This window comes from Pseudomonas glycinis (genome assembly GCF_054871425.1).
Genome location: NZ_JBTYHF010000013.1, coordinates 34,752 through 50,233, shown reverse-complemented (window position 1 = coordinate 50,233; position 15,482 = coordinate 34,752). Strand labels below are relative to the sequence as shown.

Genomic DNA, 15,482 nt, shown 5'->3' with positions numbered 1-15,482 from the left:
GATTTGTGCCAATCTTCTAACTGTTTGAAATATAAGGAAATTAGATCAGAGTCGCGTTCTGGGAGCTGTTTTTGTCTCTTAATTGAGATTTTCTTTGAATGGGCCGTCGCCTTCGCGAGCAGGCTCGCTCCCACATTGTTCATGCATTCCCCTGTGGGAGCGAGCCTGCTCGCGAAGCTTTTGCTCTAGTCTTAAAATGGAGATCAGATGTCTCTATATGTAGACTCTGCAATCCCCAGCGCAGCCATTTTCTTGTACAGCGTCGACCGCCCCAGCCCCAGCCGAACCGCCGCCTCCGGTACTTTCCCCGCGCATTGCGCCAGGGTCGACTCGATCAACTGCCGATCAAACCGCGCCCGCGCCTGTGCAAATGTCTCCCCAGCGGAGGCTTGCATGCTCGGCTCGGACGTTCGCTCAACCGGAGTAAAGGTGCCAATCGCGCCGCGAATATCCTGCTCGGTCAGGATCAGATCATCACTGAGCAACGCCGCCCGCTCCAGCACATTGCGCAACTCACGGATGTTGCCCGGCCAGGCATGCTGGCCGAGCAACGCCAGCGCATCGCGGTGCAGTTCATGCTGGCTGCGCAGTTCTTCGAGAATCGCCTCGCTCAGCGCCGGCAGATCATCGAGACGTTCACGCAGCGGCGGCACCTGGATTGGCAGTACGTTGAGGCGGTAGTACAAATCGGCGCGAAATTCGCCGCGCTTGATCGCCGCCTGCAAATCCGTCGACGTCGCGGCGATTACCCGCACATCGCTCTGAATCACTTCATTGGAGCCGACCGGCTCGAACTCCTTTTCCTGCAACACGCGCAGCAGTTTGCTTTGCAGCGGCAGCGGCATATCGCCGATCTCATCGAGAAACAGCGTGCCACCCTGAGCGATTTGTAATTTACCGGTGCGGCCCTTGCGGTCAGCGCCGGTAAAGGCGCCGGGTGCAGTGCCAAAGAATTCGGCTTCCAGCAGCGCCTCGGGAATTGCCGCGCTGTTGATGCTGACGAAGGCTTTGTGCGCGCGTGGTGAGGCGCTGTGGATCGCTTGGGCAAGCAACTCTTTACCTGTGCCGGTTTCCCCCAGCAGCAAAACCGGCGAATCAGCGCTGGCACTGCGGCGCGCACGTCGTTTGACTTCAAGGCTGGCAGCGCTGGTACCGATGAAGTGGGCGAAGTTGTATTTGGTCTGCCGCGCACGCAGTAGCGAGCGGGTCGAGGCGAGTTCTTCCTGCATGCTCAGGTAGCGCTTGAGCATCGGCGACAGCGTGCGCAACTCGTCGAACAGGGCAAAACCGATGGCGCCGATCACGCTGCCGGCATCGTCGTGGATCGGCAGGCGCATCACCACCAGCGGTTCCTTCGGCGTGTCCTGCATGTCCAGCAGAATCGGCCGACCGGTGCGTACCACCTCACGCAGCAGGCTGCCGGGGATCACGCTTTCGCAGGGTTTGCCGATAGCGCCGGCCGCTGAATCGAGACCGAAGCGCCGGGCGTAGCGTTCGTTCATCCAGACGATATTCGCATCGCGGTCAACAATCACCGTGCCTTCGCTGGATTGCTCGATGATCTCGAACAGCGAACGGATCGCCAGGGTGCGTACCCGTTGGTAGTCCTTGAGGCTTTCGGTGGTGTTCATGGAGGCTGATCCTGATTGTTTGTTGCCGGTACCGGTCCCTTCGCGAGCAGGCTCGCTCCCACAGGGGACTGCATTCCAATATGGGAGCGAGCCTGCTCGCGAATGCCGCGCCGCGGATTTACAGAAAAAAACCTACCCCGGATGCGCCGCCGCCAACAGCTCTTTGGTGTAGGGATGCTGCGGGTTGTCAAACACGTCGTGACTGGCCCCACGCTCGACCACCTGGCCGTCCTTGATCACGATCATGTCGTGTGCCAACGCGCGCACCACCGCCAGATCATGGCTGATAAACAGGTAGGTCAAACCGTATTTTTCCTGCAAATCACGGAGCAGGGCGACCACTTGTTTCTGCACAGTGCGGTCGAGCGCGGAGGTCGGTTCATCGAGCAGGATCAGCGCCGGTTTCAGCACCAAGGCCCGGGCGATGGCGATGCGCTGGCGTTGGCCGCCGGAAAATTCATGCGGGTAGCGATGGCGGCTTTCCGGGTCGAGGCCGACTTCCTTGAGCACGCGAATCACTTGCTCATCACATTCATTAGCGGTCGACTCGCAATGCACTTCCAGACCTTCGCTGATGATCTGTGCCACCGACATGCGCGGGCTGAGGCTGCCAAACGGATCCTGAAAAACCACCTGCATCTGCCGCCGCCACGGCCGCAATTGCTTTTGATTGAGGCCATCCAGCGCTTCGCCCTGAAAGCGAATGCTGCCCTCGGAATCCAGCAAGCGCAGGATCGCCTGACCCAGCGTCGACTTGCCTGAACCGGATTCGCCAACTATGCCCAAGGTCTTGCCGCGCTGAATATTCAGACTGATGCCATCGACAGCGCGCAGATACTGCTTGCGCCTGAACAGCCCGCCGCCGACCTGGAAATCGACGCGCAGATCAGCGACCTCCAGCACATTTTCGCGTTCGTCACGGGGCAGGGCTTCACCTTCCGGCTCTGCGTTCAACAGCACGCAGCTGTAAGGGTGTTTGGGTTCGGTAAACAGGGTTTCACAGGGCGCCTGCTCGACGATCTCGCCAGCCTTCATCACGCACACCCGCTGCGCGATGCTGCGAACCAGATTGAGATCGTGACTGATCAGCAGCAGCGACATGCCGAGCCGCTGTTGCAGGGACTTGAGCAGCAAGAGAATCTTGCGCTGCACGGTGACATCCAGCGCCGTGGTCGGCTCGTCGGCAATCAACAACTCCGGTTCGCAGGCCAGGGCCATGGCGATCATCACCCGTTGCCGTTGCCCGCCAGAGAGCTGATGCGGATAGGCTTTCAAACGCTCCTTGGGCTTCTGAATACCGACCAGTCCGAGCAATTCGAGAATGCGCTGCTGGGCTTGCTTGCCGCCGAGGCCGCGGTGCAGCAACAGGGTTTCGCCAATCTGTTTTTCGATGGTGTGCAACGGATTGAGCGAAGTCATCGGCTCCTGAAAGATCATGGCGATGCGATTGCCGCGCAGTTCTCGCAAGACCTTCGGATCAGCACCGAGCAATTCTTGCCCGCGATAGCGGATGCTGCCACGGGTTTGCGCCTCGCTCTCAGGTAACAGTTGCAGGATCGAATGCGCGGTCACCGATTTCCCCGAGCCCGATTCGCCCACCAGTGCCAGGCACTCACCGGGGCGGATATCCAGGCACAGGTCACGCACCACGGTCTGGCCATGGAAGGCGACATTGAGGTTGCGGATTTCAATCAGGTTTTCTGTCATGGTCACGCTTCAGGATCGAGGGTCAAAAGCGTCGCGCAACGCTTCGCCGATGAATACCAATAACGAAAGGATCAACGCCAGGGTAAAGAACGCGGTCAACCCGAGCCACGGCGCTTGCAGGTTCTGCTTGCCCTGACCGATCAGTTCGCCCAGCGAGGCACTGCCGGCCGGCATGCCGAAGCCGAGGAAATCCAGCGCGGTCAGCGTTGAAATGGCGCCGGTCAGAATGAACGGCAGGTAGCTGAGCGTCGCGTTCATTGCGTTGGGCAGAATGTGCCGGAAGATCACCTTGCGGTCAGTCAGGCCCAGGGCGCGTGCGGCTTTGACGTATTCCAGATTGCGCCCGCGCAGGAACTCGGCGCGCACCACGTCCACCAGCGCCAACCAGGAAAACAGCGCCATGATCCCCAGCAGCCACCAGAAATTCGGCTCGACGAACCCGGAAAGGATGATCAGTAGATACAACACTGGCAGCCCCGACCAGACTTCCAGCACGCGCTGTCCGAGCAGGTCGACCCAGCCACCGTAATACCCCTGCAATGCGCCGGCGGCGATGCCGATCAGCGCGCTGACGAAAGTCAGCATCAGGGCAAACAGAATCGATACCCGAGCACCAAAGATGACCCGCGCCAGCACATCGCGCGCCTGATCGTCGGTGCCCAGCCAATTGACCGAAGTCGGCGGACTCGGCGCCGGTTTGTTCAGGTCATAGTTGGGCGTGTCGTCGCTGAACGGAATCGGCGGGAACAGCAACCAGCCACCGTCCTTGCGTATCAGATTCTGCACGTACTCGCTGCGGTAATCGGCCTGGAACGGCAGTTGCCCGCCGAATTCCTGTTCGGTATGGCGCTTGAACACCGGGAAGTACCATTGGCCCTGATAACTGACCATCAACGGTTTGTCGTTGGCGATCAATTCGCCACCCAGCGTCAGCAGGAACAGGCCGATGAACAGCCACAGCGACCACCAGCCACGACGGTTTTTCTTGAAGCGTTCGAAACGGCGACGACCCAAAGGCGAGAGCTTGAACATCAGGCATTCCTCGCGGCAAAGTCGATACGCGGGTCGACCAGGGTGTAGCAGAGGTCGCCGATCAGTTTTATCAGCAGGCCGAACAGGGTGAAGATGAACAGCGAACCGAACACCACTGGATAGTCCCGCGATACCGCTGCTTCGTAACTCATGCGCCCAAGGCCATCGAGGGAGAAGATCACTTCGATCAGCAGTGAGCCGGCGAAAAACACACTGATGAACGCCTGAGGTATCCCCGAGACCACCAACAGCATGGCGTTGCGAAACACGTGTCCGTACAGCACGCGGCGTTCGCTCAAGCCTTTGGCGCGAGCCGTTACTACATACTGTCGGGTGATTTCATTGAGGAACGAGTTTTTTGTAAGGATCGTCAAGGTCGCGAATCCACCGATCACCAGCGCGGTGACCGGCAGCACCAGATGCCATAAGTAATCGGCGATCTTGCCCAGGGTCGATAGCGATTCGAAGTTGTCCGAAACCAGTCCGCGCACCGGAAACCAGTTCAACGAAGTACCGCCGGCGAATACCACGATCAGGAACATCGCGAACAGAAACGCCGGCATGGCGTAACCGATGATGATCGCCGTGCTGCTCCAGATGTCGAAATGGCTGCCGTGGTGCACAGCCTTGCGGATGCCCAGCGGGATCGACACCAGATAGGTGATCAGCGTCGCCCACAATCCGAGCGAAATGGTCACCGGCATCTTTTCCAGAATCAGGTCGGTGACTGTTGCACCACGGAAGAAGCTCTTGCCGAAGTCCAATTGCGCGTAATTCTTCAGCATCAGCCACAGGCGCTCGTGGGCCGGTTTGTCGAAGCCGTACTGTTTTTCAATGTCCTTGATCAATTGCGGATCGAGGCCACGGCTGGCGCGCGAAGCGTTGCTCGATGTCTCGCCGGCTCCGCCGCCGACACTGGCGCCGCCAATGCCTTGCAGATGGGCGATGGCTTGTTCCACTGGTCCGCCGGGCGCGGCTTGGATGATGACGAAATTGACCAGCAGGATGATCACGAGCGTCGGAATGATCAGCAGCAGGCGCCGCAGTATGTAACCCCACATCAGTGCGGCCCTCCGGGTCTGCCGCGACTGATTTTCTCGGCGGTCATCTGCTGATTGGTCAGTGGCGTGCGGCTGATTTCCCACCAGCTCTCGATGGCTTCGTCATTGCTCGCCTGCACCGTGGGAATGCCGAAGCGGTTCCACCACACGGTCGAGGTGCCCGGCGGGTAATAGTTGGGAATCCAGTAGTAATTCCATTGCAGCACCCGGTCCAGCGCATGGGCGTAATGCAGCATGTCCGACTGAGTAGAGGCGCGGATCAGGCCGTTGATCAAGGTGTCGACCGCCGGGTTTTTCAACACCATGTAATTGTTCGCGCCGGGATCGTTGGCCGCTGCCGAGCCGAAATAGTTGAGCAACTCACCGCCCGGAGAAGTGGTAACGGGGTAGCCGGTGACGATCATGTCGTAGTCGCGACTCATCAGGCGATTGACGTATTGCGAGGCGTCGATACGACGGATATTCAGCTCGATGCCGATCTGCTTCAGCGTGCGCTTGTAGGGCAACAGCAGGCGGTCCATGCCGTTCTGGCTGACCAGAAAAGTGAAGCTCAGCGGCTCGCCGGCGCCGTTGACCAGTTGATCGCCATCCGGTTTCCAGCCGGCCTGCTCAAGCAGTTGCAGGGCTTGCAACTGCTTGTCACGGATGATGCCGCTGCCGTCGGTCTTCGGCGCCTCGAAGACTTTGCTGAACACTTCCTCAGGCACCTGACCGCGCAGCGGTTCGAGAATCTTCAGCTCTTGAGCGTCGGGCAACTGCCGGGCGGCGAGATCGGTATTGGAAAAGTAGCTCTGCTGGCGGATATAGACGTTGCGCATCATCTGCCGGTTGCTCCATTCGAAGTCCCAGAGCATCGCCAGTGCCTGGCGTACCCGGCGGTCCTGGAACATCGGCTTTTGCAGATTGAACACGAAACCCTGGGCCGATTGCGGCGCTTCAGTGGCGAGGTGGGCCTTCTGTAAACGGCCATCGCTGAGGGCGGGACTGTCGTAGCCGATCGAATAGCCGGTCGCGGAAAACTCGCGGTTGTAGTCATAGGCACCGCCACGCAGCACCTGACGGGCGACATCGGTGTCGCCGAAATACTCGATACTGAAATGGTCGAAGTTGTACAGGCCACGACTGACCGGCAGGTCCTTGCCCCACCAGTCGCCATTGCGTTCGAAAGTGATGCTGCGCCCGGAGTCGACCTTGCCAACACGGTACGGCCCGCTGCCCAGCGGCGGCTCATAACCACCGCCGCCGGCGAAATCGCGACTCTTCCACCAGTGTTCGGGGAACACCGGCAGGGTCGCGATATCCAGGGGCAGGGTGCGGTTTTCGTTACTTTTGAAGTCGAAGCGCACGGTCAGCGGCGCCTCGATCTCGACGCCTTTGACGTCGGCAAACTGGGTGCGATAACGCAGGCTGCCCTGGGTCATCAGCAGGTTGTAGGTGTAGCGAACGTCCTCGGCGGTGATCGGTTTGCCATCGGCAAAACGCGCCTTCGGATTGATGAAGAAACGCAGCGACAGACCGTCGTCCGAGCGTTCCATTTTCTCCGCCACCAGACCGTACACCGTGTAGGGCTCATCCAGCGAGCGCTGGGCCAGTGGCGAATACAGCAGGCCGTCGATCTGCGTCACGCCGATGCCTTTGTCTATATAGGGCAGCAGATGATCGAAGTGGCCGATTTCGATTGCCGAGCGCCGCATCGTCCCACCCTTCGGCGCCTGCGGATTGGTGTAGTCGAAATGGCCGAAGCCGGCGGGGTATTTGGCCGGTTCGCCGTAAACGGTCAGTGCGTGTTGCGGGGCAGCGGTCGCACCGGCGGCACCCGTGAGCAGGGCGAGGGCGGTGAGCATCAGTGTGGGGAAAACCAGTCGCATCGTCAGCCTTGGAACGCAAAATCGATAAGCGCAAGTTGTACGCGAGCGGCGCGCCACTCGCCAGCCGTATATGTAACCGAAACACAACGGCCCACCAAAGGGTGGGCCGTTGTCAGCAACAGGACGACGAATCAGTCCTGACGGCTGGTGACTTCCAGCAGGTGGTAACCGAACTGGGTCTTCACCGGGCCTTGCACGACGTTGATCGGCGCGCTGAACACCACGGTGTCGAATTCCTTGACCATCTGGCCAGGACCGAACGAACCCAGGTCACCGCCCTGACGGCTGGATGGGCAGCTGGAGTTGGCTTTGGCGACTTCAGCAAAATCGGCGCCGGCTTCGATCTGAGCCTTGAGTTCGTTGCACTTGTCTTCGCTGGAAACCAGGATGTGGCGGGCAGTGGCTTTGGCCATGGGGAATTCTCCGAACTGTTTCAATAAAAGGTGGAGCGTACCGGAATCAGTCGGTGAATTCTCGGCAAAGTTCCATTCTGATTCCCTGACTCTACTCAAAGATCCGCCGCACGCAGGCGCCGGGCATGCTCGACGTACAGCTCGATAGGGTCCGGCGAAGACGCGGTTACTTCCGGGCTGCGCCGCAAACTAGCCAGGTGATCCATTGGATAATCAGAGCGGATCACTTGGCCGAGATGGCTACTGAAGCGTCCGACGAAGCCGTCATTCTGCTGGGGTTCGGTGGTGAAATACTGCGACAGGACGCGGCAGGTTGCTTGAACCGGATCCAGCGCCGGCAGCCTGGATTGCGCAACAACCCCGCTCCACGAGTAGTAACGCACGCCGTTGACTTGCTCCGGGCCGTGACCGCCCCAGGTGTGTGGCAGGCCTTGTGGGAATTTGTCATTGAATTGACCGACGCCGACGGTGGTCAGTGCGTTGAGTGCGGCCACTGCATTCTGTGGCAGTGCCACGCTGCCACTGAGCAGCGACAACAAATCGGCAAATTGCGTCGCCACGTTTTGTGCAACGACCTCCGGCAGCTTGCCCGGGACCAGTGCCTTGCGCAGGAAGTCGGCGAGCTCCGAACCATGGTTCGGACCACTGACGGAGGTGACTGAAGCGACGACGTTTGGTGCAAGCGCTGCCGCATAGCGTGCAGCGAGTGCACCTTGACTGTGTCCTATAAGGTTGACTTTCTTCGCGCCTGTGCCTCGCAGCACGCAGGCCATCTGTGACAGCAATTGCTCACCCCGCATTTCATTGTCATGGGTGGCCGAAAGGTGTGGAACAAACAATCGACAGCCAGCCGCTTTCAGCGCGGATTTGACGTCATGGAACAGCTCGAAATGACCGATACGCTCGAACCCGAACAGACCGTGGACCAACAGGATGGGATAACGAGTTGTAGCATTCCGTTGCATGTTCTTACCTTTTTCGTAGAAGTTCATCGGGAAATCACCGAGCCACTCTAAAACACCCCTGTCGCTGAGGAAGTACGAAGAGGCTTCGCGTTGTGTTTGAAAATGGACTACGAGGCGTACGAAATTTCGGAGAGCTGTGAAATCCGAATCGGAAGTTCAGTGGGTCGTTTGTCGGCATAACAGCGCGAACGCCCCGGTTGCCTACCTTGCGAGTAGCGCTTGCGCCGTCGTTGCGGTGTATTCGGCTGACATCAAGAACATTCGAAGAAGTCCTCAATGTAGATGTCAGTGTCGCCATTCGGGGCGGCACGTTTTCCAGGGAGTGGAAACGAAAATGAATAGCCATGAAGTCGAGTTTTGCTGGCGGATGCGTCAGCCGATGGTTGCCGAAGTGTCCATCGAAACTCTTGTCGCGCCGATGATTGACGGGCTCAGTGGGAGCGTGTTGGATCCTTCAGTGGTCAAAGCCATCGTTCGCATTTCTCCTTATGCCAACATGAGCTGCGGCGATCAGTTGATGCTGTATTGGGAGGGGCTGGATATCGAAGGCTTCACCTATCAATACGAGAGTGTTCGATTCATCAGCCAGGCTCAGGTCGGCAGGGACGTAATCTTCGTCATCAAGGCCATGCATGTGGCTGCGCTGGATGGAGGCTCGCTGGAGGTTTACTGGACACTGCAAAGTGCGTCCGCGCCCAAGGCAGTGGAATCTGCACGCCTGCAACTGTCTGTGGGCGATATGCGCACGCAATTGTTGGCGCCACAGATCGAAGGCTCGGTAAACGGAGCGCTGGAGCCATCGCGAGTGGCCGAGGGCACCCTGGTGACTCTGCAGCCTTACGCGAGGATGTCGGCGGGCGATCGGGTGATGTTGTCCTGGCACGGCGATACCTCGCCCGAGATCTTTACCGACTCATTGAACGTGGAGGCCTACTCCGTCGCGCAATGCCTGTCGTTCTGGGTGCCGGGGAGCTACATCGAAGCTCACCGAGGTGGTGAAGTGGTCGTCGCCTACCGTGTCGAACAACGCTGTGGAACGGTTCGAGCGTCCGAGCCTGCCACGGTTTTCCTAGGGCCTGCAGTGCGTGCGCAATTGCCTGCGCCGGATGTCGTCGAGGCAGTTGAAAACGTGTTGTCACTGAAGGATTCGGTCGACGGCGTTTCCGTTCTCATCGAAGGGGCGCAGGTGCAAGAGGATGAGTTGGTCTATCTCAAGTGTGACGGTGAGTTCTTCAGTCACCGGGATGATCTTGAAATTACGCGGGAGACGGCTGGTCAAGCGGTGTGTTTCATTGTCCCTCACCGGTTCTGGCGTGAACATCACGGCACAACGGTGCAGATCGCCTACACCGTGGAGCGTCTGGACGATGTCAGTCAGCAATCCCCCGTTAGGCAAATCAGCGTGGAGGCTTTGCCAGTGAATGCCGGCCCTCCGCGCTTTGAATGAGCGGGAGGGCGGTTCGATCAACGTTCGGCTTGCGCGACGCGTCGTGCGGCATCGGTCAGCAATCGCTCAGTTGCATCGAAGCCGAGGCAGCCGTCGGTGATCGATACGCCGTAGCGCAGAGAGCTGCTCAGCGGCTGGCAGCCTTCGAACAGGTGAGATTCCAGCATCATGCCGATCAGCGAGTGGTTTCCCCGCAGGCGTTGTTCAAGGACGTCATTGAAGACTGCTGGCTGGCGCAGTGGATCCTTGCCGCTGTTGGCATGGCTGCAATCGACCATGATCCGGCTGGGGATCTTCAGTCGGCTGAGCTCGGCGCTGATGTTGGCCACGCTGGTTGCATCGTAGTTCGGCCCTTGATGGCCACCGCGCAGCACGATGTGGGTGTCAGCGTTGCCGGCTGTCTGCACGATCGCCGGATGCCCTTGGCTGTCGACGCCGAAGTGCCGATGCGGATGGGCTGCCGAGCGCATGGCGTCGACAGCAACGGCGGCGCCGCCGTCGGTGCCGTTCTTGAAGCCCACCGGCATGTTCAGGCCGCTGGCCATTTCGCGGTGGATTTGCGATTCGGTGGTGCGGGCACCAATGGCCACCCAGCTCAGCAGGTCATCAAAGTAGTTGGCGGCCATGGGTTGCAGGAGTTCGGTAGCGACCGGTAGTCCGAGCCGGATCATTTCCAGCATCAGTTCGCGCGACAGCGTCAGACCGGCAGCCATATCGTCAGTGCCGTCCAGATGCGGATCGTAGGCCAGACCTTTCCAGCCGATCGTCGTTCGCGGCTTTTCGACGTAGGCACGCATGACCAGCAGCATTTCACCGCTGACATCTTCGGCCAGGCGAGCGAGTTTGCTGGCGTATTCGATTGCCGACTGCGGATCATGGATAGAGCAGGGGCCAACGATGACCAGCAGGCGCGGGTCTTCACCGTCGAGGATGGCGCGCACCGCCTGGCGATGGGCATTGACCTGCTGATGCAAGGAGTGGCTGAGCGGTAATTGCTGTTTGAGCTGCAATGAACTGGGCAGACGCAGGGTCAGCGCTTCGTTGGCAGAGTCGAGAGTGGACAGCGGCAAAGCGGAAACTGAAGAGTTCATGTTCGGTCTTCCTGGGCGGATGGCGGGTTTTTCCCGCGCACTCGGCCCTACTGGGGTGTTCGACAAATGGCCGTACGGGCTAGGCGTGTGTGTTTGCCACCGGTAGGTGACCGATCGGAGGCGGCAGGCTGTCCCGAGCGGAGGCTGGTAAATCGCCAGGCGCTAAAGCTGTCGTAACGGTAATAAGTGGCGTAGTTCATGGGGGAATCCTCGAAGTGTGGTGTGTCGCTGAAAGTGATGGGCCTGAAAAAACAAAACCCCCGGTCGGGAGGCCGACCGGGGGTTGAGAAATCTCTGGTAGGCGACCCGTTATCATGGGCGCCGTTTGGGTATCAGGCGCGCCAGTGGCTAAACCAATACCCAAAATAAAAGTTGTCTGGAGCGCAGGCGTCGTTCACCCACGCAGCCGCAATCGAGCGCGAGGCGCTGGCGATGCAAGACTGTGAAGGGGCGTTGAACATGGTCTGTCTCCGAGGGATGCGCCGAGCTTACTCGACGCTGATACGCCTCAGCAATCAGAAAATGCTATTGCGTGCCGAGCGAAACGGCTATCACTGGCAAACGATCTGGTTAAAGTACATTTTTACGATTGGAGAGAGCTGAATGAGTTATCGAATTCGGCATGCCACCCATGATGATCTTGCTTTTGCGCGGGACCTGACCTGTCGCAACATGCTGCGTTATTACATTGACCACGATCTGTTGTGGCAGGACGAGGCATTCGACGCAGGCTGGCAGCATCGTGAGAACTGGATGATCCTTCAGGATGAACTGCTGATCGGCTTTGTCAGTCTGAGCCAGGATGCCCGAGCGCTGTACATACGCGAATTGCAGATTGATCATCCGTGGCAAGGGCAGGGCGCCGGGTCCTGGGCCATTGATCAGGTGGTCGAGATGGCTCGGCAGGCAAGGCGACCGGCACTGCGGCTGACAGTGTTTGACAATAACCCGGCGCAAAAACTGTATGCATCTAAAGGACTGCACATCGTGGGCAGGGATGAGTGTTTCCTCAGAATGCAGCTCGATTTGAGTACAGCTGTGCTCTGAAACCCACAGCCGGCAAGCCCTGAATGACGAATTGAAACTTTTTAAATGCGGCTTTCCGCTAGGTCTGTCTGGCACTTTTTGCTAAGGTGTCCGGCATCCCAATAAGACCATATCGCGAGGTGTCTGCTTGATTAGGGTGCTAGTGGTCGACGACCATGATCTCGTTCGTACAGGCATTACACGGATGCTGGCCGATATCGATGGCCTGCAGGTGGTGGGTCAGGCCGAGTCAGGTGAAGAGTCCCTGATCAAAGCCCGTGAATTGAAGCCTGACGTAGTGCTCATGGACGTCAAGATGCCCGGCATCGGCGGCCTCGAAGCCACACGAAAACTGCTGCGCAGCCACCCGGACATCAAGGTGGTTGCCGTTACGGTGTGCGAGGAAGACCCTTTCCCGACGCGTTTGCTGCAGGCCGGCGCCGCCGGTTACCTGACCAAGGGGGCGGGTCTGCCGGAAATGGTTCAGGCCATTCGGCTGGTTTTCGCCGGGCAGCGTTACATCAGTCCGCAGATTGCTCAGCAGTTGGCGATCAAATCATTCCAGCCAACCAATGATTCGCCGTTCGATGCCTTGTCGGAGCGGGAAATCCAGATTGCCTTGATGATTGTCGGCTGCCAGAAAGTCCAGATCATTTCCGACAAGTTGTGCCTGTCGCCGAAAACCGTGAACACCTACCGCTACCGCATTTTCGAGAAGCTTTCGATCAGCAGCGACGTCGAGCTGACACTGCTCGCGGTGCGTCACGGCATGGTGGATGCCAGCGCCTGACCATGACCGAGACATTTGATTCCAGTGCTTTCCTGTCGACCGTCAGCGGTCGCCCGGGCGTCTATCGCATGTTCGACAGCGAGGCGCGCCTGCTGTATGTCGGCAAGGCGAAAAACCTGAAGAAACGTCTGGCGAGCTACTTTCGCAAGACCGGGCTGGCGCCGAAAACGGCTGCACTGGTCGGGCGTATCGCTCAGGTCGAGACGACCATCACCGCCAACGAAACCGAAGCGCTGCTGCTGGAACAGACGCTGATCAAGGAGTGGCGCCCGCCGTACAACATCCTGCTGCGCGACGATAAATCCTATCCGTACGTGTTTCTCTCCGACGGACAGTTTCCGCGCCTGAGCATCCATCGCGGCGCAAAAAAGGCCAAGGGCAAGTATTTCGGCCCCTATCCGAGTGCCGGCGCCATACGTGAAAGCCTGAGCATTCTGCAAAAGACCTTTTTCGTCCGTCAGTGCGAAGACAGCTATTACAAGAACCGCACCCGTCCGTGCCTGCAATACCAGATCAAACGCTGCAAGGCACCATGCGTGGGTTTGGTCGAGCCTGACGTCTACGCCGAAGACGTGCGCCACTCGGTGATGTTCCTCGAAGGTCGCAGCCACGCGCTGACTAATGAGCTGTCCACCGCGATGGAAGAGGCAGCGATCAATCTCGAATTCGAACGCGCGGCCGAATTGCGCGACCAGATTGCCTTGCTGCGTCGGGTGCAGGACCAGCAAAGCATGGAAGGCGGAACCGGCGATATCGACGTTATTGCCGCATTCGTCAACCCAGGCGGCGCCTGTGTCCACCTGATCAGCGTGCGCGGCGGGCGCGTGCTCGGCAGCAAGAATTTCTTCCCGCAGGTCGGCATCGAGGAAGACGTTTCCGAGGTCATGGCAGCATTCCTCGGTCAGTACTACATCAGTAGCCCCGAACGCGATCTGCCGAGCGAACTGATCGTCAACGTGGTTCACGAAGACTTCCCGGCGTTGATCGAAGGGATTCACACATTGCGCGGCCGTGAGTTGGCCATCAGTCATCGGGTGCGCGGTACCCGTGCGCGCTGGCAGCAACTGGCCGTGACCAACGCTGAGCAAGCGTTGGGCGCGCGTCTGGCCAACCGTCAGCACACCGCCGCGCGATTCGACGCGCTGGCCGAAGTGCTGAATCTGGATGAACCGCCGCAACGCCTGGAATGCTACGACATCAGTCATTCCAGCGGCGAAGCCACGGTGGCCTCTTGCGTGGTGTTCGGGCCGGAAGGCGCGATCAAGTCGGATTATCGCCGCTACAACATCGAAGGCGTCACCGCCGGCGACGATTATGCGGCCATGCACCAGGCGCTGACCCGCCGGTTCAGCAAACTCAAGGACGGCGAAGGCAAGTTGCCGGACATCCTGCTGGTCGACGGTGGCAAGGGTCAATTGTCGATGGCCCGTGATGTGCTCAACGAATTGGCCGTGCCGGATCTGATCCTGTTGGGCGTCGCCAAAGGCGCCACGCGCAAGGCCGGTTTCGAAACGTTGTATCTGAATGATGCAGCCCACGAGTTCACCTTGCGCGGCGATTCACCCGCCTTGCACCTGATTCAGCAGATCCGCGATGAGGCGCACCGCTTCGCAATTACGGGGCATCGCGCTCGTCGCGGCAAGACCCGCCGAACCTCAACGCTGGAAGGCGTGGCAGGGGTAGGGCCGACCCGCCGCCGTGACCTGTTGAAACATTTTGGTGGATTGCAGGAGCTGTCTCGTGCAAGCATCGAAGAGATCGCCAAAGCCCCGGGGATCAGTAAAAAGCTCGCTGAGTCGATTTATGCGAACCTGCATAGTGAGTAGAATGCCCCTTCACCTCGTAGCCAGTTGTGCCGATGAATATCCCTAATCTGATTACCGTTCTACGCGTCCTGCTCATCCCGATCTTTATTTTGCTGTTCTACCTGCCCTACGAGTGGAGTTACATGGCCTCCGCTTCGGTGTTCGCCTTCGCGGCTGCAACCGACTGGCTCGATGGTTATCTGGCGCGCCGATTGGAGCAAAGCACACCGTTCGGTGCCTTCCTCGATCCGGTCGCCGACAAGCTGATGGTCGCTGTTGCCCTGGTCCTGCTGGTGCAGGAACACGGCAATCTTTGGCTGACGCTGCCAGCGGCGGTCATCATCGGTCGCGAGATCGTGATTTCGGCCCTGCGCGAATGGATGGCCGAACTCGGCGCACGAGCGCAGGTGGCCGTTTCCAATCTGGGCAAATGGAAAACCGCTGCGCAGATGCTCGCGCTGGTGATTCTGCTGGCTCATCCAAAGGCATTCAGCTTCTGGGTCGTGCTCGGTTATACGCTGCTGATCGTATCGGCAGGGCTTACCCTGTGGTCGATGGTTCAATACCTTCGCGCTGCCTGGCCGCACCTGAAGACCGACGTCGAAAAGAAATAAAAGTTTTTTGAATCAAGGGGTTGACGGGGCAT

The 15,482-nt window shown here is 59.1% G+C and carries 13 protein-coding genes; 5 read left to right on the top strand and 8 right to left on the bottom strand.

Going from position 1 to position 15,482, the window contains the following annotated elements:
- Positions 1-203: 203 nt before the first annotated feature.
- The 7 genes from ACYSTU_RS25655 to ACYSTU_RS25625 all read right to left on the bottom strand — a co-directional run bounded on the left by ACYSTU_RS25655 (position 204) and on the right by ACYSTU_RS25625 (position 8,677).
- Complete coding sequence (locus ACYSTU_RS25655; RefSeq protein ID WP_024012755.1) at positions 204-1,631, bottom strand: sigma-54 interaction domain-containing protein; 1,428 nt, start codon at positions 1,629-1,631, stop codon at positions 204-206.
- Between the two features lie 132 nt (positions 1,632-1,763).
- Positions 1,764-3,338: an ABC transporter ATP-binding protein gene (locus ACYSTU_RS25650; protein WP_073474724.1), complete on the bottom strand. Its 1,575-nt coding sequence runs from the start codon at positions 3,336-3,338 to the stop codon at positions 1,764-1,766.
- A 9-nt stretch (positions 3,339-3,347) separates the two neighbouring features.
- Complete coding sequence (locus ACYSTU_RS25645; protein WP_024012756.1) at positions 3,348-4,370, bottom strand: ABC transporter permease; 1,023 nt, start codon at positions 4,368-4,370, stop codon at positions 3,348-3,350.
- A complete protein-coding gene (locus ACYSTU_RS25640) occupies positions 4,370-5,431 on the bottom strand; it encodes a microcin C ABC transporter permease YejB (RefSeq protein WP_125926815.1) in 1,062 nt (353 codons plus the stop codon). Before ACYSTU_RS25640 ends, ACYSTU_RS25645 begins: the two co-directional genes overlap by 1 nt.
- On the bottom strand, positions 5,431-7,299 hold the full coding sequence (locus tag ACYSTU_RS25635) for an extracellular solute-binding protein (RefSeq protein ID WP_125926814.1): 1,869 nt from the start codon (positions 7,297-7,299) through the stop codon (positions 5,431-5,433). The genes ACYSTU_RS25640 and ACYSTU_RS25635 overlap by 1 nt, the downstream gene beginning before the upstream one ends.
- Positions 7,300-7,430: 131 nt before the next feature.
- Positions 7,431-7,712, bottom strand: coding sequence for a peptidylprolyl isomerase (locus ACYSTU_RS25630; protein ID WP_016774509.1), 282 nt, complete (start codon positions 7,710-7,712; stop codon positions 7,431-7,433).
- A 95-nt stretch (positions 7,713-7,807) separates the two neighbouring features.
- Positions 7,808-8,677: an esterase/lipase family protein gene (locus ACYSTU_RS25625; RefSeq protein ID WP_051600704.1), complete on the bottom strand. Its 870-nt coding sequence runs from the start codon at positions 8,675-8,677 to the stop codon at positions 7,808-7,810.
- Between the two features lie 334 nt (positions 8,678-9,011).
- Between ACYSTU_RS25625 and ACYSTU_RS25620 the strand changes: the two genes are divergently transcribed.
- Positions 9,012-10,124 (top strand): hypothetical protein, encoded by a 1,113-nt coding sequence (locus ACYSTU_RS25620; RefSeq protein WP_130926595.1) that lies wholly within the window; start codon positions 9,012-9,014, stop codon positions 10,122-10,124.
- Positions 10,125-10,141: 17 nt separating this feature from the next.
- Here the strand turns inward: ACYSTU_RS25620 and ACYSTU_RS25615 are convergent, their stop codons facing one another.
- Positions 10,142-11,215 carry a 3-deoxy-7-phosphoheptulonate synthase gene (locus tag ACYSTU_RS25615; RefSeq protein WP_071172273.1) on the bottom strand — a complete coding sequence of 358 codons (1,074 nt, stop codon included), beginning with the start codon at positions 11,213-11,215 and terminating at the stop codon, positions 10,142-10,144.
- 603 nt (positions 11,216-11,818) lie between these two features.
- Here ACYSTU_RS25615 and ACYSTU_RS25610 point away from each other — a divergent pair.
- The 4 genes from ACYSTU_RS25610 to pgsA all read left to right on the top strand — a co-directional run bounded on the left by ACYSTU_RS25610 (position 11,819) and on the right by pgsA (position 15,450).
- The gene (locus ACYSTU_RS25610; RefSeq protein WP_122699220.1) at positions 11,819-12,262 is read left to right on the top strand and encodes a GNAT family N-acetyltransferase; all 444 of its coding nucleotides are present in this window, start codon (positions 11,819-11,821) and stop codon (positions 12,260-12,262) included.
- Between the two features lie 127 nt (positions 12,263-12,389).
- Positions 12,390-13,031, top strand: a complete 642-nt coding sequence (gacA, locus tag ACYSTU_RS25605) for a response regulator transcription factor GacA (RefSeq protein ID WP_024012761.1) — start codon at positions 12,390-12,392, stop codon at positions 13,029-13,031.
- Between the two features lie 2 nt (positions 13,032-13,033).
- Complete coding sequence (uvrC, locus tag ACYSTU_RS25600; RefSeq protein WP_024012762.1) at positions 13,034-14,857, top strand: excinuclease ABC subunit UvrC; 1,824 nt, start codon at positions 13,034-13,036, stop codon at positions 14,855-14,857.
- A 32-nt stretch (positions 14,858-14,889) separates the two neighbouring features.
- Positions 14,890-15,450: a CDP-diacylglycerol--glycerol-3-phosphate 3-phosphatidyltransferase gene (pgsA, locus tag ACYSTU_RS25595; protein ID WP_016774513.1), complete on the top strand. Its 561-nt coding sequence runs from the start codon at positions 14,890-14,892 to the stop codon at positions 15,448-15,450.
- The last annotated feature ends 32 nt before the right edge of the window (positions 15,451-15,482 follow it).